The following is a 26,124-nucleotide window of genomic DNA, read 5'->3' on the forward strand; positions in this document are numbered from 1 at the left end:
CCTCCTTTCTGAAGGCTAGAGCAGATCGCGTAGCCAGGCGATCAGAGGTTCGTCCGCCGGAGGCATGGGGTAGTCCGACAACTGCGCCGGCCGCACCCATTTCAGGGCCGAATGCTCGCGCGCCTGAACCACACCCGACCAACGTCGGCACAGGTACAGTGGCATCAACAGGTGAAAGGACTCGTAACCGTGACTGGTAAACACGAACGGCGAGAGACAGGCCTCGTTGACGTCGATGCCCAGTTCTTCCTTCAATTCGCGGATCAGCGCGGCCTCCGGCCGTTCCCCCGGTTCGACCTTGCCGCCCGGGAATTCCCAGAGCCCGGCCAACTGCTTGCCCTCGGGTCGCCGGGCGATCAGCACGCGACCGTCAGTGTCCACAAGGGCGACGGCGACGACGAGGACCGTTTTCACGCCCTCGCTCATGAGCGGTAGTCGCCGTTGATTTCGACGTAGCGCTTGGTCAGGTCACAGGTCCAGACGGTAGCCGACGCCCTGCCCGAGGCGACATCGACGGTGATGTCGATCTCGGGCTTCTTCATATAGGCGCTCATCTTCGCCTCGTCGTAGGTCGGCGAAGGCGCGCCGTCGACGGCGGCGACGTGGGGCCCGAACTTGATCATCAGACGGTCGCGGTCGACCGGCTCCTCGGTCTTGCCGACGGCCATGACCACGCGGCCCCAGTTTGCGTCCTCGCCCGCCAGGGCGGTCTTCACCAGCGGGCTGTCGGCGATGGATTTGGCCAGCTTGCGGGCCGAGGCGGGGCTGGCGGCGCCGTCCACGGTGATCTTGACGAATTTCGTCGCGCCCTCGCCGTCACGGACCAGCTGGTGAGCCAGATCCAGCATGACCTCGTCCAGCGCACGGCTGAAATCCTTCAGGCGACGGTCACCGACCCGGCCGATGCGCGGCGCGCCCGAGGTTCCGGTGGCGAACAGCAGGGCGGTGTCATTGGTCGAGGTATCGCCGTCCACGGTCACGCTGTTGAAGGTCGTGCGGACATGCAGCCCCAGCAGGGCCTGCAGCACGGCGGGCGAGATGGCGGCGTCGGTGACGATGAAGGCCAGCATGGTCGCCATGTCCGGCGCGATCATGCCCGAGCCCTTGGCGATGCCGGCGATGCGGACCTTGTGCCCCTCGATCTCGCACTCGGCGTAGGCCCCCTTGGGGAAAGTGTCCGTGGTCATGATGGCCCGCCCGGCGGCGGCCCAGTTGTCGGCGTCGAGGCCGGCCTCGATCTCGGGCAGACGGGCGGCGATCTTGCGATCATCCAGCACCACGCCGATCACGCCGGTGGAGGCCAGCATGACGTCGCGCTGGCGGCAGCCGAAACGCTTGGCGACTTCCGAGGCCGTGCGCCGGGCGGCGTCAGACCCGGCCTTGCCGGTGAAGGCGTTGGCGCAACCGGCGTTGACCACCAGCGCCCGCACGTCCTTGCCGCCGTCCTCGGCGCCCAGGTGACGTTTGCACCAGTCCACGGGGGCGGACCCCACCTTGTGGCGGGTGAACACCCCGGCGCAGGTCGTGCCGCGCGCGAAGCTGAACACCACCAAATCCTCGCGCTCATGCTTGTAGAAGCCGGCCCGACCGGTCGCGATCTCGACACCCCCGATGGGCGGGATGGTCGGGAAGGGCACGGCCAGCGGGGAAATCTCCAGACCCGGTTTGCCCGGCGCGGCCGGCGCAGGCGCGGTCACGGGCTTCGACGACGTCGTGGCCCGCTTGATGGCCGTGGCCACAGGCTCCAGAGCCTTCTCCAGCGCCTGCTCGATCTTCTGGCCGGTCGAACCGCGACCGGTCGGGGTGGGCGTCTTGCTCATCGGGCCTTGGCGGGAACTGGAGTGGCGGGAGAATTCGGTGCGGGCGCGTCGGCCGGAGGGGCGGAAGCGGGTTCCTGCGACGTCGCCCCGTCGCCGCCCAGCAGCACATCAACCGACGCCTTGCCGCGCAGGTCCTCCAGCAGCTGACGCACGCCCTCATAGGTCAGGTAGCGCACGATCTGCGGGCGGGCCTGATCCATGGTCGGCGGGGTTTCTCGACGGCGATCCTCGACCCGCAGGACAGCCCAGCCGCCCTCCGTCTGGAACGGGCCGACGGTCGATCCCGCAGGCCGGTCGCGCAGGGCGTTTCGGTAGGCCTCCGGCATGACGTCCGGTGTCAGGTAGCCGAGATCACCGCCTGAAAAACGGGTGGCGTCGTCAATCGAACGCTCCATGGCCACGGCTTCGAAGGCGGCGCCCTGCCCCAGCACGCCGACGACGGCGTCGGCTTCGGCGCGGGTGCGCGACAGGATCAGCCGCGTGCGCACCTCCTCGGAGGTCCGGGCCAGATTGAGCTGACCCTGATAAATCTCCTCGATCTTCTTGTCCGAGATCCGGTCGTTGACCACGGTCTCGACCAACATGTCGCCGAGGATGCGCTCACGGGTCGCAGCCAGCCGGCGCTGGGCCAGCGGTGAATTGTCCAGCCCCCGACGCTCGGCCTCGCGAGCCAGAAGCTTCTGGTCGATCACTTCATCGAGAACACGCCGGAACAGGGCGGAGGACACATCCAGAGGCTCGCCCTCGCCCACCAAACCCTGCGCCACGGCCTCACGCTTCACGTCAGAGGCCCAGATGGTCTCGTCCTGAACCCGGGCCACGGCGCGATCACCGGGCTCCGGCGGGCGATCCGAACCGCCGCCCCGGCCGCAGGCGGCGACCGTCAGCGCAAGCGCCATCAGCAGGGGAAACAGGACGCGGGAAGACCTCATGCGGACGCGCTCCGTCTGCGGGCGGCGAAAGGCCCTCGCGTTGACAGGGATAAGGGCGGTGCTTAAGTCCCGGCTGCGCCCAAGTCGAGGGGTTTTCGATCGTTCGCGCGGCCCTCGCGCGCGCCTGTCACGGGCGCACCGGGCCGCCGTCGTCGGAGCCTCTCAGCGGCGTCCGCTCGCCGCCCTTCCGGGACCTCGTACCAGAGCCATTCGCTCGACCGCCTTCGGATACTCCATGCTCGGCTTCGCCAAGAAGATTTTCGGCTCGTCCAATGACCGCAAGGTCAAGGATTTCATGAGCCGCGTTCAGAAGATCAACGCGTTGGAGGAGAAGTACGCCGCCCTCTCCGACGACGAGCTGCGGATGATGACGGATGCGTTCCGGGACCGCCTGGCCGCCGGTGAGACGACCGACAAGATCCTGAACGACGCCTTCGCGGTCGCCCGCGAAGCCTCGCGCCGGGTGCTCGGACAGCGCCAGTACGACGTGCAGCTGACCGGCGGCATGATCCTGAACGACGGCGGCATCGCCGAAATGCGGACCGGTGAAGGCAAGACCCTGGTCGCCATCGCCCCGGCCTATCTGAACGCCCTGTCAGGCAAGGGCGTGCACGTCATCACCGTGAACGACTACCTCGCCCGTCGCGACGCCGAATGGATGGGCCGCGTCTATCGCTTCCTGGGCCTGGAAGTGGGCGTGATCGTAAACGGTCTGTCGCAGGGCCAGCGCCAGGCGGCCTATGCGGCCGACATCACCTACGGCACCAACAACGAATTCGGCTTCGACTATCTGCGCGACAATCTGGTCTATGACCGTCGCGAGATGGTGCAGCGTCCGCACCACTTCGCCATCGTCGACGAAGTCGACTCGATCCTGATCGACGAAGCCCGTACCCCGCTGATCATCTCGGGCCCGACCGAGGACCGCTCGGACCTGTATGTAACGGTCGACGCGATCATCAAGGACCTGATCCAGGACAAGTCGACCTACGATCTGGACGAAAAGCAGAAGCAGGCCCTGCTGAGCGAAAAGGGCTCGGAGCTGGTCGAACAGCTGATGGAAGAGCGCGGTCTGTTCGCCGAGGACACCACCGGCCTGTACGACGCCGCCAACATCACCCTGGTCCACCACATCAACCAGGCCCTGCGCGCCAACACCCTGTATCAAAAGGACAAGGACTACATCATCAAGGCCGGTGAGATCATGCTCATCGACGAGTTCACCGGCCGGATGATGCAGGGCCGCCGTCTGTCCGAAGGCCTGCACCAGGCCATCGAGGCCAAGGAAGGCGTCAAGATTCAGCCCGAGAACCAGACCCTGGCCTCGGTGACGATCCAGAACTACTTCCGCCTTTACGAAAAGCTGTCGGGCATGACCGGCACGGCCGCGACCGAGGCCCAGGAGTTCATGGACATCTACAAGATGGACGTCCTTGAAGTTCCGACCCACCGTCCGATCCAGCGCATCGACTACGACGACGAAATCTATCGGACCGAGCGCGAGAAGAACCTCGCCATCGCCGCCCAGATCGCCGAACGCCATCTGGCCGGGCAGCCGGTTCTGGTCGGCACCGTGTCCATCGAGAAGTCGGAGGTCCTGTCCGAACTGCTGAAGAACTTCGTCTACAAGGTCGAGACCGGCCGGACCCTGAAGAAGGAGTTCGAAGGCAAGGCCAAGGAAGCCGAGAAGATCGGCGATGCCGCCTACGACATCCAGTATGAGGTCAAGCTGCGCGGCATTCCGCACGCCGTCCTGAACGCCCGCCAGCACGAGCAGGAAGCCTATATCGTCGCGGACGCCGGTCTGCCCGGCGCCGTCACGATCGCGACCAACATGGCTGGCCGCGGCACAGACATTCAGCTGGGGGGCAACCTCGAGATGCGGATGCAGAAGTGGCGTCTGGAGCAGCGCAACCTCGCCATCGAGGTCACGCCGGAAATGGAAGCCGCCAAGGAAGCCGAGTTCAAGGCCGACATCAGCGCCCAGAAGGAAATCTCGATGGCCGCGGGCGGCCTGTTCGTCCTGGGCACCGAGCGTCACGAAAGCCGCCGGATCGACAATCAGCTGCGCGGGCGCACGGGCCGTCAGGGCGACAAGGGCACGTCGAAATTCTTCCTGTCCTGCGAGGACGACCTGCTGCGCATCTTCGCCGGCGACCGTCTGGACTCGATCATGAAATCGTTCGGCGTCGCCGAGGGCGAGGCGATCAGCCACCCTTGGCTGAACAAGGCGGTCGAACAGGCCCAGAAGCGCGTCGAGACCCGCAACTACGACATCCGCAAGAACCTGCTGAAGTACGACGACGTCGTGAACGACCAGCGCAAGGCCGTGTTCGAGCAGCGTCAGGAGTTCATGGACTCCACCGATCTTTCCGAACTGGTCAACGAGTTCCGCGCCGATGTGGTCAATGACCTGGTCGAGCGCCACATGCCGCCCAAGGCCTATGCAGAGCAGTGGGACATCGCTGGTCTGGACGAGAAGGTCCGCTCGACGCTGGGCCTCGAGCTGCCGCTGGCCGAGTGGGCCGCCGAGGAAGGCGTCTCGAACGAGGAGATCGAGGAGCGGATCAACGAGGCCGCCGACGCCCGGGCCGCCGAACGCATCGAGATGGTCGGGGCCGACCAGATCCGCAGTCTGGAGCGCCAGTTCCTGCTGCAGATGATCGACATGCAATGGCGCGAACATCTGGTTCAGCTGGACCACCTGCGCGGCGTGATCGGCCTGCGCGGCTATGGCCAGCGCGATCCCTTGAACGAGTACAAGACCGAAGCCTTCAACCTGTTTGAATCGCTGCTGCACAACCTGCGTCACGACGTGACCCGCTGGCTGATGACGGTCGAGTTCCGCTTCGAGCAGCCGCCGGCGATGGAGATGCCCGAGTTCCAGGAAATCCATCTGAACCCCGGCACCGGCGAGAACGAGATGCGCAACCCGCTCGCCCAGCTGCCGGAAGGCGCGCTCCAGGGCGATGATCGCTCGCGACTGCCGGTGGACGTGCTGCCGGTCGGTTGGGAGCGCACTCCGCGCAACGCCGACTGCCCCTGCGGCTCGGGCCGCAAGTTCAAGCACTGCCACGGAAGCTTGATTTAAGGGACGCCGCCGCGCTGCTTGAGCGCGACCCGTTGAGGCGACAGCCTATTGAGTGGGAGGCGGGTCAGCGATGGCCCGCCTCTTTCCGTTTCGGCCGGCGGACGAACCGGTTAAGGTCCGGCCATGAGCTACAAGTTCCTGTTCTCGCGCGCCCTCGGTCTGGACCCGGAGCGGCTGCATTTCGCCGCGCATAGCCATCATCTGTGGCCGGACGCCAGCTTTGACGGACAGGTCCGGGCGTGGGTCGAGGCCAATCGCTTCGCCGACCGGAAATGGGACCTGATCTTCGGAGAGGTCATTCCGGAAGCCCAGAAGCATGTCGCGAAGGAACTGAACCTCCCCTCGCCCGACAGCGTGGTGTTCGCGACGAACACCCATGAATTCCTGCTGCGCATCGTCTCGGGCGTGGAGACGAAGCCGGTCCGTATTCTGTCGACCGATGGCGAGTTCCACTCGTTCCGGCGTCAGGGCGAGCGCTGGGAAGAGGCGGGCGAGGCGGTGATCACCCGCATCCCGCTGCATCCGTTCGACACCTTCGAGGCTCGCTTCATCGCGGCGGCGAAGGCCGGAAGCTTCGATCTGATCGTGGTCAGTCAGGTCTTCTTCCGCACCGGGCAGGTGTTCAGCGGGATCGCCGACCTGGCCGAACTGGCGCGGCCGGAGGGCCCGTGGGTGGTCATCGACGGCTATCACGGCTTCATGGCGACGCCGACCGATCTGTCGGCGGTTGCGGACAAGGTCTTCTACGTCGCGGGTGGGTACAAATACGCCATGTCGGGCGAAGGCGCGGGCTTCCTGCACGCTCCGGACGGCTTCTGCCCCCGGCCGGTGATCACCGGCTGGTTCGCCGAGTTCGGCGATCTGGAGGGCCCTCCCGGCGGGGTGCGGTACCGCACCGACGGCGGCCGGTTCTGGGGCGCGACGCTGGAGGCCACGCCCTTCTATCGCTTCAACGGTGTGCGCCGGATGCTGGACGAGGCCGGTCTGACCACCGCCGACGTCGCCGCCCATGCCCGCGGCCTGATGCAGACCTTTCGGGACGCCGTTGAGGCCGGGCGGACCGGACGACTGGGCAAGGCCGAACTGTTGAACCCGCTCGACAGTGAAGGCGCCCGAGCCCGCTTCCTGGCCTTCCGGCACCCGGACGCGCAGGACTGGCGCAAGCGACTGCTGGACGCAGGCGTGGTGACTGACGTGCGTGACGACGTCATCCGCTTCGGCTTCGGCCTGTATCAGGACGAGGCCGACGTCGAACGACTGATCGCGATCTGCGCGAAGGTGCTCTGATCCGCCTCTAGAAGAAGGTGGTTTCGTCCTGCTGACGGGCCTCGGGCGCCTTGCGAGGGGCCGGGGTGCGATTGGTCGGCGCAGGTGTGGGAGCCGGCGTCGCCTGACCCGGCTGGGCGGGTTGTCCGGGTTGGCCCGGCTGAACCGGCGTCGGGGTCTGGCCGGGGACCGGCGTGACCTGCGGCAGGGCCGGATAAGGCAGGGTCTGCGGGGTCGGCCCGCCCTCCGGATAGGCCGGGGCCTGACCGTTGGCGTCCACCGCGGGCACATCCGGCGCCACGCGATCCGGGGCGTCCAGATCATCGCGGATGAACGCCCAAGAGCGTGCATCCGAACAGGCGCAGGCCTTCATGAAGCCCTCGCGGTCGCGCCAGATGATCAGCGGATAGCGGGTCTGGAGCCCGGCTTCACTCAGGTTGCGGCTCAGCTGGTTGACGAAGTCGCGCCCGGCATCGACCACCGCCGCCCGGGCCAGGTTGCCGTCCGCCGCCGGAATGCCCGCGGCGGTCCAGTTGTTCACCGGGGTCGCCGTCCAGCGCTCGTAGAGCACCCAGTCACGGGTCAGCCACAGCTCGGCCACGGTGGCGCGCTCGGCCGCCGTCGACTGCTGCATGCCTTCACGATCCGGACGAGCGAAGACGAGAACCCGCACCTCCACCCCGGCAGCCCGCAGCTTGGGCCCCTCCTCCCGCTCGAAACGCTGCATGGCGGCGCTGTCGCGGTAGCCGATGATGTAGAGGGCCTGCCCGCCGCCGCCCGCCGACATCCATGAGCTTTCGTCCAGCAGGCGCTGAATTTCGACCTGATTGCGGGTCACCGTCACCGGCTGGAAGCGGGCGTAGAAATTCCAGTAGGCCCAGTAGCCGCCGCCCGCGAGGGCGAGGCCGATCACGGCGGCGAGGGCGGACCAGACGAAAAAGCGACGCATGCGGGGGAGCGCTCCAGCTTCACAGTGCGAAGACGTTAACGCCTAACACCGAAAAGCGCTGCCGCGAACGCCGAAGAGGTGAATCCTCTTCGGCGCCGTGTCGTTAGCGTCACCCCATCGTCGGGATGACGAAGCTGCTGTCGGCGTGTTCCAGCTCGCTGTCCGGCCAGCGGGCGGTGATGGTCTTGACCTTGGTCCAGAACTTCACGCCTTCCATGCCGTGCTGGTTTGTGTCGCCGAAGGCCGAGCGCTTCCAGCCGCCGAAGGTGTGATAGGCGACCGGCACCGGGATCGGCACATTGATGCCGACCATGCCGACGTTCACACGGGCGGCGAAGTCTCGGGCCGCGCGGCCGTTCTGGGTGAAGATGGCGACGCCGTTGCCGTACTGGTGCTTCGACGGCAGGCTCAGCGCCTCCTCGAAGCTGGCGGCGCGCATGATCTGCAGGACCGGGCCGAAGATCTCTTCCTTGTAGGATTCCATGTCCGGCTTCACGTGGTCGAACAGCGACGGGCCGACGAAGTAGCCGTTCTCATGGCCCTGCAGCTTGAAGCCGCGACCGTCGACGACCAGCTCGGCGCCGTCCTTGACGCCCTGATCGATCCAGCCTTCGACGCGGGCCTTGTGGGCGGCGGTGACGACCGGGCCGTAGTGAGCCGAGGCGTCGGTCGAAACGCCGACGCGCAGGGTGTCGATCTCGGCGACCATGCGCTCGCGCAGTTCATCGGCGGTCTTCTGCCCGACCGGCACCACCACCGGAAGGGCCATGCAACGCTCGCCGGCCGAGCCGAAGGCCGCACCGGACAGGTCCTTGATGACCTGATCCATATCGGCGTCCGGCAGGACGATGCCGTGGTTCTTGGCGCCGCCCATGGCCTGGACGCGTTTCCCGTGCTGGGCGCCCATCTGATAGACGTAATGGGCGATGTCGGATGAGCCGACGAAGCTGACGGCGTGAACCAGCGGGTGGGTCAGGATGGCGTCGACGGCGGTCTTGTCGCCATGCACGACGTTCAGGACGCCGGCGGGGGCGCCCGCCTCCATCATCAGTTCAGCCAGACGGACCGGCACGGACGGGTCACGCTCGGACGGCTTCAGCACGAAGGTGTTGCCGACGGCGATGGCCACGCCGAACATCCACATCGGGATCATGCCGGGGAAGTTGAACGGGGTGATGCCCGAGACCACGCCCAACGGCTGACGCATCGAATAGACGTCGATGCCGGGGCCGGCGCCGTGGGTGTACTCACCCTTCAGGACGTGAGGGATGCCGCAGGCGAACTCGATCACTTCCAGACCACGCTGGATGTCGCCTTTCGAGTCGGCGATGACCTTGCCGTGCTCCGAGCTGAGCAGCTCGGCCAGCTCGTTCATGTTGGCCTCGACCAGACGCTTGAACTCGAACATCACCCGGGCGCGGCGCTGGGGATTGGTCGAGGACCAGCCGTCAAAGGCGGCCTGGGCGGCCTGAACCGCGCGATCGACCTCGCCGGTCGTCGCCAGCTGGACACGGGCCTGAACCTCGCCGGTGTTCGGGTTGAACACGTCGCTGAAGCGATCCGAGGCGCCGACGAACGACGCGCCGCCGATGAAGTGGTTGATATCACGCATGATGAAGGCGTTTCCCTGAACCGAACTTTTGTTCTTGTGGGCGCGGTTTAGCGGCTGGCGTCGAAGGGCGCCAGCGGGGCGTCAGACCGCCGCGTCGAACAGGGCGTCGCGGGCGACGTCGGCCTTGAGCATCGGGAAGAAATGCGTGCCGCCGTGGACGGTCTCGACGGTGACGTTCGGCAGGCGACGCGGGTCCGTCGCGACCGAGCAGGTGGACCCGGCCTCGGCCTTCAGAATACGCACCGGGCGATCCAGCCGCTTCATCGCCGTCCACGGATCGTGGGACTGTTCGGCGTAGTTGGAGGCTTCCCAATCGGGGCGGCAGGCCAGGGTGAAGCCGTCGGACGTCTCGACCAGACCGTCGGTCAGATAGTCGGCGATCATCATTTCCGGCCAGCCCCGGAAGGCGCCGCGACCGATGTAGCCGCTGAGGGCTTTCTCCCGGCTCTCGAACACCGAGCGACGCTTCAGCGCCCCCTTCACCAGCGGGATGTGAGAAGCCATGCGGTCGAACAGCGGCAACCGGAACAGGCCGACGGTCAGCCGGCCCCAGATGACCGGGTCCATCAACACCAGCTTCGACACCTTGTCCGGGCGCTCGGCGGCGGCCAGCAGGGATGAGGTTCCGCCCATGGAATGGCCGGCCAGAACCACCGGCGGCCCATCCAGTCCCTCCAGCAGCGCGGTCAGGTCATCGCGATGGTCCGTCCAGCCCCGGCGACCGGCCGTGTTCGCCGGCAAGTCCGACTGGCCATGTCCGCGCAAATCAGGCGCCCAGATGCGCAGCGTGCCCGACAGGGGCGCCAGCAGGGTGCGATAGGTCATGGCGTTGAAGCCGTTGGCGTGAACGAAGACCAGATCCACCGGTCGCTTCGGGTCGCCGAAATCGAGAACGGACATGGCGCCGGCGCCCCACCGGTTCTCGACCGGAAGGCTCAGGCGACGGGGCGGGGAGAGCCGGATCGCGTCCATGGCCCCAGAGATAGAGGCCCGCGAAAGCGTTTTCCAGAAAAACCGACGCCATGCGGCGTCAGGCAGCGGTCCGACAGGCCGGGCAACGCCCGTGCGCCTCGATGGTGGTGCGCTCGATCACATAGCCGACATCGGCGGCGGCCCGGTTAAGGCCCTCGGCGATCGCGGCCGGGATTTCTTCGGTAGCGCCGCAGCAGTCACAGATCAGGAAGGCCGCCGAATGATCCACGGCGCCGGACGAACAGGCCACATAGGCGCTGATCGAGGCGATGCGGTGGGCCAGCCCCTTGCGCTCGAGAAACTCGAGCGCGCGATAGACTGTGGGCGGCTTGGCCGGCTGGCCGTCCTCTCCGAAGCGGGCGATCAGGTCATAGGCCTTCACCGGCTCGCCGGCGGCCAGCAACAGCTCCAGCACCCGCATGCGGGCGGCGGTCATGCGCTCGCCCTCGCCCGTCAGGCGCGCGTCGGCAGCCGCCAGAGCCGAAGCCACGGAGTCGGCGGACGGTGGACCGTCGTGGTGGTGATGGTGGCAGGCGTCGCCCATGGACCGACAGCTAATGCTTCCCCCCGCCCGCCGCAACCGGAAGCGACTTGACGGAATGTGATGTTATCTCATAACACTTCAGCTTCCTTTCCGCCAGAGTTCCCCGATGACCCTCCCCGCAGTCTCCCGCGCCGCCCTCCTGACCGCCCTCGGCTGGAGCGCCCTGGCCGGCGCCGCCGCCGCCCAGACCGCTCCGCAACAGCCTGCGACTGAACTGGATGAAGTGGTCGTCACCGGCGCTCCCTTCGGAATCAATCAGCGCGCCACCACCATCGCCACCACCGTGGTCGATCAGGAAGCCCTCGCCCAGGCGCCCGCCGCCTCGCTGGGCGATCTGCTCAACGGCCTGCCGGGCGTGCGTTCTACCGACTTCGCGCCGGGCGCCAGCCGCCCGGTCATCCGGGGCCTGTCGGGCCCTCGGGTTCAGGTTCTGACCAACGGCATCGGCCTGATCGACGCCAGCTCGGTCTCCCCGGACCACCAGGTCGCCACTGACCCCGCTGAAGCCAACCGGATCGAGATCGTGCGGGGGCCGGCGACCCTGGCCTACGGCGGCACCGCCATCGGCGGCGTCGTGAACGTTCTGGACGGCCGCATCCCGGACCGCCTGCCGGACGGTGTGGACGGCATGGTCTCCACCCAGGCGTCCAGCGTCGATGACGGCTGGGCTGCCTCGGGCCGCGCCACCTTCGCGCTCGGCCCCATCGCCGTGAATCTGGATGGGATCAAGAAGGACGCCTCGGACTACGACATCCCGGCCCCCGCGATCTCGCAACGGCTGGCCGACGCCGAGGGCATTTCGCGCGGCGAGGGCGGCACGCAGCCGAACAGCTTCTCCGAACTGGAAAGCTGGGGCCTGGGCGCGTCATATATCGGGTCGCGCGGCTATATCGGCGCGTCGTACAAGGACCTCTCATCGACCTACGGCACTGTGGCCGAGCCGGACGTCTTCATCGAGCTGAAGCAGACGCGTGAAGACGTGCGCGGCGAGCTGCGCTTCGACAGCGGCCCGTTCCAGGCGGTGCGCGGGTCGGCCGGCCACGCCGAGTACACTCACACCGAGTTTGAGGGTCCGGGCGAGCCCGGCACGATCTTCAACTCCGACGGTCAGGAAGGCCGGATCGATCTGGTCCAGCGTGAGCGGAACGGCTGGAACGGGGCGATCGGCGTACAGGCGCTGTCGCGCACCTTCGAGGCGATCGGCGATGAGGCCTTCGTGCCCTCCAGCAAGATCGAGGAGACGGGCATCTATACGGTCCAGCGTCTGGACAGGGACGGTTGGGGGCTGGAGGGCGGCCTGCGTTATGATCGCCGCACCCTCGCCGCCGATCCGTTGGACGGCAGCGCCCGCGTGGATCGCAGCTTTGACAACTGGTCCGGCTCGGCGGCCGCCTTCATCCGCCCGACCCACAATCTGTTCCTGGGCCTGAGCTTGGCGCACAATGAGCGCGCGCCGTCCGAAGTCGAACTGTTCGCCGACGGCCTGCACGTCGCCACCGCTGTCTACGAGACAGGCGATGTGACGCTGGACAACGAAAAGGTCACCACCCTCGAAGGCACCATCCACTTCGACGCGGGCCGTTTCCGCGGCGACCTGCACGTGTATGCGTCGAAGTATGACGGCTTCATCGATGAACGCCCGACCGGCGCGACCTTCGTCGACGACGGCGAGGAATTCCCGATCTTCCAGTTCACCCAGACAGACGCGGAGTTCCGGGGTTTCGAGGCCGAAGCCTCGTATGAGCTGTGGAGCTCGGGTGATCGCGCGCTGTCACTGGAAGGCGCCGCCGACTATGTCCATGCCGATACCGATCTGGGGCCCGCGGCCCGGATCCCGCCGTACAGCGTGACCGGCCGTCTGGCCTGGACCTCGACGCCGTTCGACGCGACCTTCGAAGTTCGCCACGTCGGCGAGCAGGATCGTCTGGCCGACTACGAACTGGGCACCGACAGTTACACGCTGGTGAACCTGTCGGGCGCCTGGCGCCCCTTCGCCGACAGGAACGTCTCGGTCTTCGCCGAGGCGCACAACCTGACCGATGAGGAAGCGCGGGAGCACGTCAGCTTCCTCAAGGATGTGGCCCCGCTCCCGGGCCGCAACCTGCGCGTGGGCGTCAGCTACCGCTTCTAGGACACAAGAGGAAGGCGAGCCCGTTTGCCGCCCGCTGATCTGTGGGCTAGAACGCCCGCCTTCCTCTTTTTTACAGAGCCTGACCGCGTCCATGACCGACACTATCGCCCAGAATGCCGGCCTGTCCGGAAACGTCCTCTTCTACAGCCAACCGGAGCCGCTGTCGGTCGAAGCCCACGGCACGCTGGGCGTCGATGCCGTCGCGAAGCCCTATGCGTTCGCCGGCTCGTCGAACCTGGTTCCGCTGACGGTCACCGAGTTCGCGCCCGCCGCCCTGTCCTACCCGGTCATCTTCGCCGGTGAATCCAAGCAACCCGTCGCCGTGATGGGCCTGCGTCAGGGCGAGAACCTGTTCGTGAGCGACGAAGGCGACTTCCGTCCGGAAGCCTACATCCCGGCCTACGTCCGCCGCTATCCGTTCGTCTTCGCCAATGACGACGTCCAGAAGCGTCTTATCCTGTGCGTTGATCGCGCCGCGTCCTTCATCTCGGAAGGCGGCCAGACGCCACTGTTCGTCGACGGCCAGCCGTCGCCCTACACCCAGCAGGCGATGGAGTTCTGCAACAATTTCGAGCAGGAGCGTCAACGCACCGACGCCTTCGTAAAGCTGCTGACCGATCTCGACCTGTTCGAAAGCAAGGAAGCGGTCTTCACGCCGCGCAACCCGGACGGCACCGCCGGCACGCCGCAGAAGCTGGCTGAGTACTTCGCCATCTCGGAAGACAAGCTGAAGGCCCTGTCGCCCGAGAAGCTTGTCGAACTGCGTGACAACGGCGCCCTGGGCCAGATCTACGCCCACCTCGTGTCGCTGCTGGGCTGGGACCGCCTGATCGCCATGGCCTTCCAGAAGGCCGCGACGCAACCGGCCGCCGCCAACGCCTGATCCGTCCGGACCGGATGAGAAAAGCCCCGCCGTCACCGGCGGGGCTTTTTGTTATCTGCGGGCGAGCAAGGACCGGGTGAGGCAGGAGAAAACCAGTCGCCCCGCCTCGTCGAGCAGATCCTGCTGAGCGATGACGATGCCCTTCTCATCTCCGACCGGATCCTTGCCCATGATGGTCACGCGCCCGCGCAACAACTCGCCGGCGGGTGGATTTCGCATGTAGCGCAGCCCATCGACCGCCAGCACCTTTGATTGGGCCCAGCCCGCGGCCTTGTCGGCGTACAGCCGGCTCCACAGGGCGTAGACCATGGCGTCCGGAGCCCCATAAGCGACGTCCCAGCCGGGGAGAAAGCGCTCAACAAACACCTCCAGCGCCGCCTGATCGACCATGCAGGCCCCCAGCGGCACCACCTCGCCCACGCCCAGATCCTCGAAATGGACGTGCAGGGGTTCGGTCATGCGATGCGCTCCGTCAGGCGGCCGGCTCTTCCGACACCCTGACCAGCAGCTTGCCGTCATGGTCGCCGGTGAACAAGCGGTTCAGCGAGTCCAGCGCGACCTCCAGTCCGTCATCGACGTGGACCTTCCATTGCACCCGACCGTCGGCGAGCATCGGCCCGACCTCGGCCACCATTTCCTTCGCCCGATGACCGTAGTCCAGAACCAGGAAGCCCTTCACGTCGAGGCGGTGGGTGATGATCCGGCTGAAGTTCGGCGATGGCGGCGCCTTGGTCGCATTGTACGAGGAGATCAGGCCGCAGACGGCCATGCGACCGTGCACCTTCAGGCGATTGAAGACGGCCATCATGATGTCGCCGCCGACATTCTCGAAATTCATCTCGAACCCGTCGGGAGCCAGACGGTCCAGCGCCGCGCCGACGTCTTCGTTCTTGTAGTCGATGGCGGCGTCGAACCCGAGATCCTCGGTCAACCAGCGACACTTGTCGGGGCCGCCCGCGATGCCGATGACGCGTGCGCCGTGGGCCTTGGCGATCTGGCCCGCGATGGAGCCGACGGCGCCGGCGGCGGCAGAGATGACGATGGTCTCGCCCGCCTTGGCCTTCAGTACATCGGTGACGCCCGCCCAGGCGGTCATGCCGGTCATGCCCAGCACGGACATGTTGGCGGTCAACGGCAGGCCCGGCGCGCGATGAACGCGTGAGGCCGTGCTGTCCGGGATCACCGCATAATCGGCCCAGCCGCCCGCTGCTGTCGTGACCACGTCGCCGACCTTGAAGCGCTCAGACCGGCTTTCCTCGACCACGCCCAGGGTCAGGCCGCGCATGACCCCACCCAGCGGCACGGCGGGCAAATAGCCCTCCGCCTCGTTCATCCAGGTGCGGTTGGTCGGGTCCAGCGACAGATAGATGGTCCGGACAAGAATTTCGGATTCGTTCAGCTCCGGCAGGGTCCCTTCGATCAGCTCGAGATCTCCGGGCTGGATCAAGCCGCTGGGACGCTGGCGCAGCACCCACTGACGATTGGTTCGAGCCATTGACGGTTCCTCCGGGTTTTCTTTCTGGACGCGCATAGTGGCTTGCCCCGCGCCGCTGTCCAGTCGCGCCAAAGAAAAAGGCGGACCGCATATGGTCCGCCTTGAAGTGGCATCATCGAGAATGAGGTGCGGAGGCGACAGACCGGCTGGCGCCGGTCTCAAGTCGGGGGGGCGTCGCCGCCTCCGCAGTCAGATAACGAGGCCTCCCCGCCCGGGTTCCTGCGGACGCTGAATATTTTCACGTCAGGCGAGAGTTCGGAACAGCGCCGCCGGGCGCAGCGTTGAGGCACCACATATTCTGGAAAACAACGGGAGGCCGTCATGAGCCCGCAATCCCCCCACGACAAGGTCGCCGACGCCGTACATGAGGGTCGGCCCGCCGACGCCCAACTGGTCCGGCAGGGCCGAAGCGGTAGACGCATCCTGCTTCTGCTGATCGTCTCTGCTGGCGCCGCTGCGGTCCTGTTGCTCGGGCTGTGGGCCGCGACCAACGGCCGCTTCGCGGACCTTGAGCCCAGCCGGGCCGAAAAGGCGGCCGAGGCGCAGACCTTTGATCAGGAACCGACGGCGACGGCTCCCGTCACGGCCGCCCCGGCGCGGTAGCGGACGAGAAAAGGCCCCGGCTACGCCACCGGGGCCTTCTCTTTTCAGACAGGGCGACAGCGGTCAGGCCGCTTCCTTCTGGCGCGATGGATGGAAGAACAGCGCCTGACTGATCGCCGCCTTCACCGTTTCGGGCTGGAAGGGCTTGGTGATCAGGAAGGTCGGCTCGGGCCGCTCTCCGGTCAGCAGACGTTCAGGGAAGGCGGTGATGAAGATCACCGGCACGTCGATCCGCTTAAGGATGTCCTTCACAGCGTCGATGCCCGAGGAACCGTCGGCCAGCTGGATATCGGCCAGCACCAGCCCCGGACGATGGCGCGCGACGGCGTCGACGGCTTCGTCATGGGTGGTCGCGATGCCGGTGACGTGGTGGCCCAACTCCTTCACCAGACTTTCGATGTCCGCGGAAATGATCGCCTCATCCTCGATGATCAGGACGTCCGTCGCGAGCTCCGCGTCGATGTCCGATTGCGCTTCCGAGATCAGTCGCTCGACGTCCAGCGCGTCGGCTTCCAGGATCTGGGCGGCTTCCGAGGGGGTGAACCCTTCGAGGGCGGTCAGCAGAAAAGCCTGACGCGACTTGGGCGCGATCCGCATCAGACGGCCCGCGGCGTCATCGCGGCCTTCGATGCCGCTCTTGTCTTCCAGCTGTGCGCCCGTCGAGGCCCAGATGGCGTGGAACACATGATACAACGCCACGCGCGGCGTCATATCGGTCGGCAATTGCCGCTCTCCGGCGGCCAGGGCCTCAAGGGCGACACGGACGTAATTATCGCCCGTCGTCTGATCGCCGGTAAGCGCGCGAGCGTAACGGCGAACATAGGGCAGGTGCGGCGCAAGGCGGGCCAGCAGGCTCATACTCGAAATCCCCGACAGGTTCGCAGCCCGGAAAACAGGCCGCAGCTCACCAGAAACGTATCAAATCAGCCACGGTTCCCTTCGCCACCCGAAAGCTTGAGCATATTTTGATTTCCCGCCCGGAACCCCAAGGCCGGCGTGGCGTTCCGGCCTTCTACAATAGCGTCTGGGTGGCGACCTTATTCAATGACAGACAACTCCAACCCTCCGGGGAAACCGGCCAAGGGCGGCGCCGGCCTCGAAGAGGCCCGCCTGCGTCAACAGGCCATCGGCGTGAAGCTGAGGCATATGTTCGACGAGGTGGTGAACGAGCCCGTTCCCGATGAATTCCTCGACATTCTGCGTCGCGCTGACGAGCGGTCCGAGGGAGGCGGCGCATGAATGCCGCCCCCAAGCCTCCGTCGGCTGATGACAACGCCTTCAAAAAGGAACTCGTCACCCTGATCCCGCATCTGCGGGCCTTCGCGCGCACCCTGACGGGCGACCCCACGGCCGCCGACGATCTGGCGCAGGACGCGATGATGAAGGCGTGGGACGCCCGCGCCAGCTACCAGATGGGCACCAACATGAAGGCGTGGACCTTCATGATCCTGCGCAACCAGTTCTATTCCGAGAAGCGTCGGTCGTGGCGCCAGTCGCAACTGGATCAGGAGGCCGCCGAACGGACTCTGGTGGCGGTGGACGATCCGGAATCGCCCGTCGCTCTGGACGAGTTGCGTCTGGCCCTCGCCACCCTGCCCGAGGAACAGCGTGAAGCGTTGATCCTGGTCGGCGCCGGGGGGTTCGCCTATGAGGAGGCCGCCGAAATCTGCCAGTGCGCGGTCGGCACCGTGAAGAGCCGGGTCTCCAGAGCCCGCAAGGCGCTGCAGGCGACGCTTGAGAAAGGCGGGTATGCCCGTGATGGCCGCGCCGCCGGCGACGCCATGCGTTCCATCCTTGCAGATGCCGACCGCCTGAGCAGCGTCCGGAACTGATCGGGTGGTGCGACTGGGGCGCGCATTCGGCCGGGGCCTCTCCCAGCCGAAATTCCAGGGCATCCGCTTCCGGCTGGGTGTCGCCCTTGCGCTCGCCCTGTTGCCGATCCTTCTGCTCGGCGCCTTTCAGGCGCAGCAGCAGTTTCGTGCTCAGGATCTGGAACGTCGCCAGGATTTGCAACTGGCGGCCGAACGCACGGCCGCCAGCGCCAAGTCCCGTCTGGACAGCACCAGTGTCCTCCTTCAGGCCCTGCGCCCCGAAGCGCTGGAGGTCTTCTGCGAGCCAAGGTTGACGGCTCTGGTCAGCCGGCTGGATGGTCTGGACGGATTGGCCCGCGTCACCGCGACCGGCTACACCACCTGCGCCTCCCGTGGTCTGGTGGACGACACGCCGCCATGGCTTGCGCAAGCCCGCCAGAGCGCCTGGTTCCAGCGGCTGCGGGCGGGAGAAGGCACCGTCCTCGCACGCGCCCCCGCGGCGCCCGGCCAGGAACCGGGCCTGATTGTAGCGCTGCGGCTGGAACGTCCGCTGGGCGCCTTTGACGGCGCCATGATCGCGGTCATTCCGCTGGCCTCTCTTCAACCCGATGTCGCCGATGCCGCCCTGCCTGAAGGCTCACAGGCCGCACTGACCGACTCCGCCGGACGCATCCTGACCGCCACCGACACCACCGCCTTCACCCTCAAAGGCGATATGTCCCTGACCGGTTGGGTGGAAAGGGCTCGCACGGAAGGCTCGTCCATCTTCGAAGCGGACTCCACCGACAACCGCCACCGGGTTTTCGCCGGCGCCGCGCTGGCGGGCCGGGACGTTTACGCCCTGCTGTCGGCGCCCTCGCCCGGCCTGCTGTCCTGGGCCCGTCTGAACCCGGTCGGTCTGCTGTTCATGCCGCTGGCGGCCTGGCTGGCCGCCTTCGCGTCGGTCATGCTGTTCAGCGAACGGATCGTGGTCCGCTGGCTGGACTATCTGGAGCGGATCGCCGCCATCTACGCCCGGGGTCGCTTCTCGGTCCGGGCGGTGCAGGCGGTGAACGCCCCGTCCGAAATTCGGGTGCTGGCGCGAACCTTGGACGAGCTGGCCGACACCATCACCACCCGCGACGCCGCTCTTCTGGCCTCGGTCGATGAGAAAGACGCGCTGATGCGCGAGATCCATCACCGGGTGAAGAACAATCTGCAGATCATCTCATCCCTGCTGTCGATGCAGCAGCGGGCGCTGACCGATGAACCCGCCAAGGCGGCCGTCGGCGACACCCGGCAGCGGATCGCCGCCCTGGCCCTGATCTATCGGACACTCTACCAGAGCGACGACCTGCGCTACGCCGACGCCCGCATCTTCCTGACCGAGTTGGTCGGGCAGCTGATCGCCAGCGAAAGCGGGCGCGGCCATCTCGTGACCTCATCGGTCGAGGCGGATTCGCTGGTGGTGGACCCCGACAAGCTGGCCCCGCTGGCGCTTTGGCTCGTGGAGGCCGTAACCAATGCGCAGAAGCACGCCTTCGCCGGACGCGGCGGCGACCTCAAGGTCCGATTCAGAGTGCAGGGCGACCGTAGCGTACTTGAGGTTCAGGACAACGGACCGGGGGTCAGCGAGACCGAACGCGCCGGTGTCGGGCGAACCCTGATGGGCGCCTTCGCCAAACAGCTCCGAGGCGAGGCGGAGATGATCCCCGCCGAAGGGGGGGGGACCATCGCCCGCATGACCTTCGCCACGCCTGAAGCCGTCATTCCGGCCGACCCCGCGGATCTGGGAACCGCACCCGCGCCGCGACGTTGATACGCCACAGCCTCCCCAAGGGCCTCAAGGAGTAGAAACCATGCGCAAGATTTTCATTCTGGTCGCCGCCGCCGCCGCCCTGACCACCGCCGCCTGCAACACTGTCGCCGGCGCCGGTCGTGACGCTTCCGCCGCCGGCAGCGCCGTCACCGAGGCCGCCGAAGACGCCAAGAACTAAACCGCTTTCACCGGTTCCCGGCTGCGACATCCCCCCGACGCGCAGCTCGGTTGAAGAAGGCCCGTTCGCTTCCCCCGCGGACGGGCCTTCGCCTTTTCGGAACACCGGTTGCCGCTTGCGCCTGACGCGGGCCGCTCTAGCATCCCGGCGGGAGGCGTCCGCAGATGACGTCCACGACGCGGGGAGGCGTTGAATGACGGACGTGGCTGAGCACCGGGACGGACCGGGCCTGAAAACAGTTGTCGGCGCCTCGGCGGCAGGCACGGCCTTCGAGTGGTACGACTTCTTCGTCTTCGGATCGCTGGCGACCGTGATCGCCAAACACTTCTTCGCCGACGCCGGGGAGACCGTCAGCTATATTCTGGCGTTGTTGACTTTTGGTCTGGGCTTCGTGGTCCGTCCGCTGGGCGCGCTGGTGTTCGGCTGGTTCGGCGACAGGACTGGACGCAAGACCACTTTCCTTGTGACCATCACCATGATGGGGCTGGCGACCGTGGCCATCGGCTTGCTGCCGGACTTCAACGCCATTGGTCTGGCCGCGCCAATCCTGTTGCTGATCATGCGAATGCTGCAGGGCTTCGCGCTGGGCGGTGAGTATGGGGGGGCGGCGATCTATGTGGCCGAGCACTCCCCGCCGAGGAAGCGCGGCCTGCTGACCGGCTGGATTCAGACGACGGCGGCCATGGGATTGATCGGTGCGCTGGCGGTCATCCTGATCACCCGCGCCATTCTCGGGAGCGAGGCCTTCGACGAATGGGGCTGGCGTATTCCCTTCCTGCTGTCGGCCCTGCTTCTGGCGGTGTCGCTGTGGATCCGGCTGAAGCTGAACGAGAGCCCCGCCTATCAGCGCATGGAGGCGGAAGCCGGTGAGAACCGCGCCCCCTATCGCGAGGCCTTCCTGACGTGGAAGAACGGCCGCTTCGTCCTGATCGCCCTGTTCGGCATCATGATCGCCCAAGGGGCGGTCTGGTATTGTGGGTATTTTTATACCCGGTTTTTCATGGAGAAGGTGCTCAAGGTCGGTACGAACACCGTGGACCAACTGGTTCTGATGGTCACCGTGGCCTCGGCCTTCCTCTACATCTTCTTCGGCTGGCTGTCGGATCGGCTGGGACGCAAGCCGGTCATGCTGTTCGGCATGATCCTGGCACTGATCGCCTTCTTCCCCGGCTTCCACGCCCTGACCCGCGCCGCCAATCCGGCGCTGGCCGAGGCGCAGGCCGTCAGCCCGGTGACCGTCATCGCCGACCCGGCGGATTGCAGCCTGCTGTTCGATCCCATCGGCAAGGCGGTGTTCACAAGCTCCTGCGACATCGCCAGAATCGCCCTGTCCAACGCGGGCATCCCCTACGAGACGACGAAGGCCGTCGCCGGATCGGCGACCGCGATCCGGGTGGGCGGGGTGGATGTCGCCTCGGTTGACGGCGGCGGTCTGGACGCGGCCGCGCTTAAGGCCGCCCGGACGGATGTTGAAACCCGCGCCCGCGCCGCCCTCACCGCCGCCGGCTATCCGCAGAAGGCGGATCCGGCACGGATCAACATGCCGCTGACCTTCGGCATCCTGATGATCTTCATGGTGGCGGCCTGCGCCCTGTACGGTCCGCAGGCCGCGGCTCTGGTCGAGTTGTTCCCGACGCGGGTGCGCTACACCGCGATGAGCCTGCCCTACAACATCGGCACCGGCTGGGTCGGCGGGCTGTTGCCGGCGGCCAGCTTCGCTCTGGTGGCGGCGTCCGGGAATATCTATTTCGGACTCTGGTACTCGGTCGCCTTCACGGTCGTGGCCGTCATCGTCAGCCTGATCTGGCTGCCGGAGACCAAGGGCCGCGACCTGGACACGATCGGTGACTGACGCGTTCCTGACGTTCCTCCCCAGAACCGGACGAAGACCATGACGATTTCTCCCCGCGACGCCGGACTGAAGCTCCTGCGCGAGCATGCCTTGATCGCGGGGGAGGTCGTGACCGGCGCCGCCCGGATCGCGGTCGATGACCCCGCCACCGGCGAGATCATCGGCCATATCCCCGACCTCGGCGTCGCCGAGACACAGAAGGCCATCGCGGCGGCGGTCGAGGCCTTTCCCGACTGGTCGCGATCCGACCCGCACAAACGCGCCGCCTTCCTGCGGGAATGGGCGCGGCTGATCGATGAGAACACCGAGGGACTGGGAGCCCTGATGGCGCTGGAGAACGGCAAGCCGTTCGAGGAGGCCAAGGGCGAGGTCGCCTACGCCAACGGCTTCATCAAATGGTTCGCGGGACAAGCCGAGCGCCTGATCGGCGAGACGCAGGACAGCCCGCTGGGCCACGTCATTCTGACCTTCCGCGAGGCGGTCGGGCCATGCGCCCTGATCACGCCCTGGAACTTCCCGGCGGCCATGCTGACCCGCAAGCTGGGGCCGGCCTTCGCGGCGGGCTGCACGGCCGTGGTCAAGCCGGCCAGCCAGACGCCGTTCACGGCTCTCGCGCTGGCGGAGTTGGCTTATCAGGCAGGCCTGCCCAAGGGCGCACTGAGCGTCATCACCGGGGATGCGGCGACAATCGGCGGCGCGCTGACCTCCTCACCGGATATCCGGAAGCTGAGCTTTACCGGGTCCACTCCCGTGGGCCGCAAGCTGGCCGAGCAGTCCGCTCCGACCCTGAAGCGGGTGTCGATGGAATTGGGCGGCGCGGCGCCCCTGATCGTCTTCGCCGACGCTGACCTCGATCTGGCGGTGGCAGAGACCATCAAGGGCAAGTTCCGCAACTCGGGCCAGACCTGCGTTTGCCCGAACCGGGTGTATGTCGAGGCGTCGGTTGCGGACGAATACGCGACGAAGCTGGCCGCCGAGGTGGCGAAGATTCCGGTCGGCGCAGCCTTCGAGCCCGGCGTGAAGGTCGGCCCGCTGATCGAGGACAAGGCGCTCGACAAGGTCGAGGATCACCTGAAGAGGGTGCGGGCGGCGGGTGGCAAGGTGCTGACCGGCGGCGCCCGCCATGAACGCGGCGGGCGTTTCTTCCAGCCCACGGTGACCCTGGGCGGGGACGACACCCTGTTCCGCGAGGAAGAGACCTTCGGGCCTCTGATTCCGGTCTTCCCGTTTGAGACCGAAGACGAGGTGCTGACCAAGGCCAACGACAGCGAGTTCGGCCTGGCCTCCTATCTGTTCACCCGCGATCTGGACCGCGCCTTCCGTATCGGTCGCCGGATCGAGGCGGGGATGTGCGGTGTGAACACCGGTCTGATCTCAACCGCCGTGGCGCCGTTCGGCGGCGTTAAATCCTCCGGCTACGGCAAGGAGGGTTCGATCCACGGGATCGACGAATACGTGGACATCAAAGCCGTGACGCTGGCGCTGAAGTAGAGGTCACACCGGCAACGCCCCGCGCTTGACCACCGTGCGCATGGCGACGCTGGACGAGACGCGGGTGACGCCGGGGATGCGGGTCAGTTCGCGGGAGTGGATGCGTTCGAGGTCATCGACGTCGCGGACGACGAGGCGCAGCAGGTAGTCGGAACCGCCGGTCATCAGATAGCACTCGACCACCTCAGGCACGGTGGCGATGGCGGTCTCGAAGGCGGTCAGGGAGGCCTCGGCCTGTGAGGACAGGGTGACTGTGACGAAGACGCTGATCGGCAGGCCGACAGCGCGCTCGTTGATAATGGCGGCGTAACGGCTGATGACGCCCTCCGTCTCCAGCGCGCGCAGACGACGCAGGCAGGCGCTTTCAGACAGGTTCACCGCGCGGGCCAGATCGGCGTTGGTCATGCGCCCGTCGCCCTGAAGCGCGCGAAGCATCTTTCGATCCGTCTCGTCCAGGGCAACGGCGGAAATTGTCTTCATTGCACGCCTCATTCGCAGATTCTGCGACTGTACGCCGTTCAGTCAGCGAAAAGAACAGGAACCTGCGCGGAAAGCGCCGCTAGATTGCGCGCCAGGCGCGACCGGCACAGGGCGGCGCGTTCACCGGTTCAGGCGAGGAAATCCCATGCGCGTCGGCGTCCCCAAGGAAATCAAGAAGAACGAGCACCGCATCGGCCTGACGCCGACCGCCGTGCGCGAATATGTGGCCCACGGCCACGCGGTCTCGATCGAAAAGGGCGCCGGTCTGGGCGCCGGCTTCACCGACGCCGACTACGTCAAGGCGGGCGCGAAGATCGTCGACACCGCCGCTGAAATCTTCGCCGCCAACGACATGATCGTTAAGGTGAAGGAGCCGCAGAAGGTCGAGTGGGAGATGCTCCGCGAAGACCAGATCCTGTTCACCTACCTGCACCTGGCGCCCGATCCCGAGCAGACCAAGGGCCTGATCGCGTCGAAATGCGCCGCCGTGGCTTATGAGACCGTGACCGACGCCCGTGGCGGCCTGCCGCTGCTGGCCCCGATGTCGGAAGTCGCCGGCCGGATCGCCGTCTTCTCCGCCGCCGAAACCCTGCTGAAGCACAACGGCGGCATGGGCCTGCTGTTCTGCGGCGTGCCGGGCGTGGCTCCCGCCCGCGTGCTGGTGCTGGGCGGCGGCGTCGTCGGCCTGAACGCAGCCCGCATGGCCATGGGCCTCGGCGCCGAAGTGGTGGTTATGGAACGCTCTATCCCGCGCATGGCCTACATCGACGAAGTCACCAACGGCCGCGTCATCACCCGCTACTCCTCGATCGGCGCGATCGAGGAAGAACTGGTAAAGGCCGACGTCGTTATCGGCGCCGTGCTGGTGCCGGGCGCCGAGGCGCCGACACTGGTCAGCAAGGCTCAGCTGAAGTCGATGAAGCCGGGCTCGGTCCTGATCGACGTCGCCATCGACCAGGGCGGTTGCTTCGAAACCAGCCACGCCACGACCCACGAAGACCCGACCTATGTCATCGACGGCGTCGTCCACTACTGCGTCGCCAACATGCCCGGCGCCGCCCCGCGCACCTCGTCGGAAGCCCTGAACAACGCCACCCTGCCCTTTGGCCTGGCGCTGGCCAATAAGGGCCTGGACGCGCTGAAGGACAATGCGCACCTCGCGCGCGGCCTGAACGTGCTGAAGGGCGAGCTGACCTATCCCGCCGTCGCCGAGGCGCTGAACATGCCGTGGAGCGACCCCTACGGCGTCTGGGCGAAGTAAGGCTTCGACCTCGGTGGAAAAGACAGGGCGGGATCGGAAGCGGTCCCGCTCTTTTCACATCCGGCTAAACGATCAGCGACACCAGCCCGCCGCCGAGATCGGTGCCCGCCTGCTGGATCGCGCGATCAAGATCGACGGCGGCGTCATCCAGTTCGCGCGCCTCATGAGGTGAGAGCGAGTCGTCTTCCCCTGCCCTGGCCTGTTCCGTCGCCCGGCGGATCATCCCTTTCAGCTCGGCGGCCATGCGGCGGACATCGGCCATGAACTCGCTGTCGGCGCGCTTTTCGCCATTCCGGCGAGACATCTCGGCGGCCTGTGACTTCTGCTCGTCGATGGCGTGCTGATAGGGGTTGGCCGACTTCGCCTCCCCACCTGCCGTCGCCTCCCCCCCGGACCCGGCGTCGCCAGACACGCCAGCCTCAGCGGATTGAGCCTGAGCCTGCCCAGCCTGCGCCTGCGCCTGCGCTCCCGCGTCTGCCGAAGCCGCCGCCGCCGCATCGCCCGAAGCGATGGGCGCCGCGCCCGTCGCGCTCATGCCCGCCGTGTTTCCGCCTGCCGAAGCATAGGCCTTCACCGCCGCGCCGAGTTCACGCGCGAGCTGGGCCGCCAGACGGGCGATGCCTTCCGGATCCATGCCCGCCATGGAGCGGAGCATCTGCAACCGGGCCTTCAACCGCTCGATGGTCTGGCGAGCGGCGGCCTTGCGGGATTCCGAAGCCTCATCAGAGCGCGTTTTCAGCGCCTCCGACGCCACCTTCGCCTTGCGCAGCTTCCCGTCAGACGCCGCCTTCAGCCGATCCGCGCGCGTGTCAGCCGACACCTGCAGCGGCTTCATCAGATTCATCAGGGTGTCGGACGAAATCTTCACGACCCGGGAGGGTGAGGTGAGCCGCGGAATCCGGCAAGAGCGCCCGGAACCGGACCTTTCCGGCGTCGGCCTGTAAATCGCCGCTCT

At 66.7% G+C, this 26,124-nt stretch carries 24 protein-coding genes; 12 read left to right on the forward strand and 12 right to left on the reverse strand.

Annotation, left to right across the window (positions count from 1 at the left end; genetic code table 11):
- Positions 1-15 precede the first annotated feature (15 nt).
- From mutT to FKQ52_RS15545, 3 genes are read right to left on the reverse strand one after another with little or no spacing between them, the layout of a single operon-like run.
- Entirely contained in the window at positions 16-426 is a 411-nt protein-coding gene (mutT, locus tag FKQ52_RS15535) for an 8-oxo-dGTP diphosphatase MutT (protein ID WP_141628010.1), read from the reverse strand.
- Positions 423-1,820, reverse strand: coding sequence for a bifunctional glutamate N-acetyltransferase/amino-acid acetyltransferase ArgJ (gene argJ, locus FKQ52_RS15540; protein WP_141628011.1), 1,398 nt, complete (start codon positions 1,818-1,820; stop codon positions 423-425). Before argJ ends, mutT begins: the two co-directional genes overlap by 4 nt.
- On the reverse strand, positions 1,817-2,752 hold the full coding sequence (locus FKQ52_RS15545) for a peptidyl-prolyl cis-trans isomerase (RefSeq protein WP_141628012.1): 936 nt from the start codon (positions 2,750-2,752) through the stop codon (positions 1,817-1,819). The genes argJ and FKQ52_RS15545 overlap by 4 nt, the downstream gene beginning before the upstream one ends.
- 235 nt (positions 2,753-2,987) lie before the next feature.
- Between FKQ52_RS15545 and secA the strand changes: the two genes are divergently transcribed.
- Positions 2,988-5,843 (forward strand): preprotein translocase subunit SecA, encoded by a 2,856-nt coding sequence (gene secA / locus FKQ52_RS15550; protein ID WP_141628013.1) that lies wholly within the window; start codon positions 2,988-2,990, stop codon positions 5,841-5,843.
- Between the two features lie 123 nt (positions 5,844-5,966).
- Positions 5,967-7,130 carry an aminotransferase class V-fold PLP-dependent enzyme gene (locus FKQ52_RS15555; RefSeq protein WP_141628014.1) on the forward strand — a complete coding sequence of 388 codons (1,164 nt, stop codon included), beginning with the start codon at positions 5,967-5,969 and terminating at the stop codon, positions 7,128-7,130.
- 7 nt (positions 7,131-7,137) lie between these two features.
- Here FKQ52_RS15555 and FKQ52_RS15560 read toward each other — a convergent pair whose 3' ends face one another.
- From FKQ52_RS15560 to FKQ52_RS15575, 4 genes are all read right to left on the reverse strand, one after another.
- Entirely contained in the window at positions 7,138-8,058 is a 921-nt protein-coding gene (locus FKQ52_RS15560) for a hypothetical protein (protein ID WP_141628015.1), read from the reverse strand.
- A 109-nt stretch (positions 8,059-8,167) separates the two neighbouring features.
- Positions 8,168-9,670: a CoA-acylating methylmalonate-semialdehyde dehydrogenase gene (locus FKQ52_RS15565; protein ID WP_141628016.1), complete on the reverse strand. Its 1,503-nt coding sequence runs from the start codon at positions 9,668-9,670 to the stop codon at positions 8,168-8,170.
- 81 nt (positions 9,671-9,751) lie between these two features.
- Positions 9,752-10,642, reverse strand: a complete 891-nt coding sequence (locus FKQ52_RS15570; RefSeq protein ID WP_141628017.1) for an alpha/beta fold hydrolase — start codon at positions 10,640-10,642, stop codon at positions 9,752-9,754.
- Positions 10,643-10,700: 58 nt separating this feature from the next.
- Positions 10,701-11,186, reverse strand: a complete 486-nt coding sequence (locus FKQ52_RS15575; protein ID WP_141628018.1) for a Fur family transcriptional regulator — start codon at positions 11,184-11,186, stop codon at positions 10,701-10,703.
- 106 nt (positions 11,187-11,292) lie between these two features.
- On the opposite strand from FKQ52_RS15575, the gene FKQ52_RS15580 reads away from it, so the two are divergent.
- Together FKQ52_RS15580 and FKQ52_RS15585 are read left to right on the forward strand one after the other, a co-directional pair.
- Positions 11,293-13,317 (forward strand): TonB-dependent receptor, encoded by a 2,025-nt coding sequence (locus FKQ52_RS15580; protein WP_141628019.1) that lies wholly within the window; start codon positions 11,293-11,295, stop codon positions 13,315-13,317.
- Positions 13,318-13,408: 91 nt separating this feature from the next.
- Positions 13,409-14,200 carry a SapC family protein gene (locus tag FKQ52_RS15585; protein ID WP_141628020.1) on the forward strand — a complete coding sequence of 264 codons (792 nt, stop codon included), beginning with the start codon at positions 13,409-13,411 and terminating at the stop codon, positions 14,198-14,200.
- Between the two features lie 51 nt (positions 14,201-14,251).
- On the opposite strand, the gene FKQ52_RS15590 is transcribed toward FKQ52_RS15585, so the two are convergent.
- Together FKQ52_RS15590 and FKQ52_RS15595 are read right to left on the reverse strand one after the other, a co-directional pair.
- Complete coding sequence (locus tag FKQ52_RS15590; RefSeq protein ID WP_141628021.1) at positions 14,252-14,659, reverse strand: acyl dehydratase; 408 nt, start codon at positions 14,657-14,659, stop codon at positions 14,252-14,254.
- A 13-nt stretch (positions 14,660-14,672) separates the two neighbouring features.
- The gene (locus FKQ52_RS15595; RefSeq protein WP_141628022.1) at positions 14,673-15,695 is read right to left on the reverse strand and encodes an NADP-dependent oxidoreductase; all 1,023 of its coding nucleotides are present in this window, start codon (positions 15,693-15,695) and stop codon (positions 14,673-14,675) included.
- 321 nt (positions 15,696-16,016) lie between these two features.
- Between FKQ52_RS15595 and FKQ52_RS15600 the strand changes: the two genes are divergently transcribed.
- Positions 16,017-16,298, forward strand: coding sequence for a hypothetical protein (locus tag FKQ52_RS15600; RefSeq protein ID WP_141628023.1), 282 nt, complete (start codon positions 16,017-16,019; stop codon positions 16,296-16,298).
- 63 nt (positions 16,299-16,361) lie between these two features.
- On the opposite strand, the gene FKQ52_RS15605 is transcribed toward FKQ52_RS15600, so the two are convergent.
- Positions 16,362-17,156: a response regulator gene (locus FKQ52_RS15605; protein ID WP_141628024.1), complete on the reverse strand. Its 795-nt coding sequence runs from the start codon at positions 17,154-17,156 to the stop codon at positions 16,362-16,364.
- Positions 17,157-17,342: 186 nt separating this feature from the next.
- Between FKQ52_RS15605 and FKQ52_RS15610 the strand changes: the two genes are divergently transcribed.
- The 6 genes from FKQ52_RS15610 (at position 17,343) to FKQ52_RS15635 (ending at position 23,428) form a co-directional block, all read left to right on the forward strand.
- Positions 17,343-17,537 (forward strand): NepR family anti-sigma factor, encoded by a 195-nt coding sequence (locus tag FKQ52_RS15610; protein WP_141628025.1) that lies wholly within the window; start codon positions 17,343-17,345, stop codon positions 17,535-17,537.
- A complete protein-coding gene (locus FKQ52_RS15615; protein WP_141628026.1) occupies positions 17,534-18,130 on the forward strand; it encodes a sigma-70 family RNA polymerase sigma factor in 597 nt (198 codons plus the stop codon). Before FKQ52_RS15610 ends, FKQ52_RS15615 begins: the two co-directional genes overlap by 4 nt.
- Positions 18,131-18,137: 7 nt before the next feature.
- Positions 18,138-19,907 (forward strand): sensor histidine kinase, encoded by a 1,770-nt coding sequence (locus tag FKQ52_RS15620; RefSeq protein ID WP_141628027.1) that lies wholly within the window; start codon positions 18,138-18,140, stop codon positions 19,905-19,907.
- Positions 19,908-19,947: 40 nt separating this feature from the next.
- Positions 19,948-20,085 (forward strand): entericidin A/B family lipoprotein, encoded by a 138-nt coding sequence (locus FKQ52_RS15625; RefSeq protein ID WP_141628028.1) that lies wholly within the window; start codon positions 19,948-19,950, stop codon positions 20,083-20,085.
- A 193-nt stretch (positions 20,086-20,278) separates the two neighbouring features.
- Positions 20,279-21,937: an MFS transporter gene (locus FKQ52_RS15630; protein ID WP_141628029.1), complete on the forward strand. Its 1,659-nt coding sequence runs from the start codon at positions 20,279-20,281 to the stop codon at positions 21,935-21,937.
- Between the two features lie 39 nt (positions 21,938-21,976).
- A complete protein-coding gene (locus FKQ52_RS15635) occupies positions 21,977-23,428 on the forward strand; it encodes an NAD-dependent succinate-semialdehyde dehydrogenase (protein WP_141628030.1) in 1,452 nt (483 codons plus the stop codon).
- A gap of 3 nt (positions 23,429-23,431) precedes the next feature.
- On the opposite strand, the gene FKQ52_RS15640 is transcribed toward FKQ52_RS15635, so the two are convergent.
- Entirely contained in the window at positions 23,432-23,908 is a 477-nt protein-coding gene (locus FKQ52_RS15640) for an Lrp/AsnC family transcriptional regulator (RefSeq protein WP_141628031.1), read from the reverse strand.
- Between the two features lie 145 nt (positions 23,909-24,053).
- Between FKQ52_RS15640 and ald the strand changes: the two genes are divergently transcribed.
- Positions 24,054-25,169 (forward strand): alanine dehydrogenase, encoded by a 1,116-nt coding sequence (gene ald, locus FKQ52_RS15645; protein WP_141628032.1) that lies wholly within the window; start codon positions 24,054-24,056, stop codon positions 25,167-25,169.
- A 64-nt stretch (positions 25,170-25,233) separates the two neighbouring features.
- On the opposite strand, the gene FKQ52_RS15650 is transcribed toward ald, so the two are convergent.
- Complete coding sequence (locus FKQ52_RS15650) at positions 25,234-26,037, reverse strand: hypothetical protein (RefSeq protein ID WP_141628033.1); 804 nt, start codon at positions 26,035-26,037, stop codon at positions 25,234-25,236.
- Between the last annotated feature and the right edge of the window lie 87 nt (positions 26,038-26,124).

The sequence above is a fragment of the Brevundimonas sp. M20 genome (genome assembly GCF_006547065.1).
Classification (GTDB): domain Bacteria; phylum Pseudomonadota; class Alphaproteobacteria; order Caulobacterales; family Caulobacteraceae; genus Brevundimonas.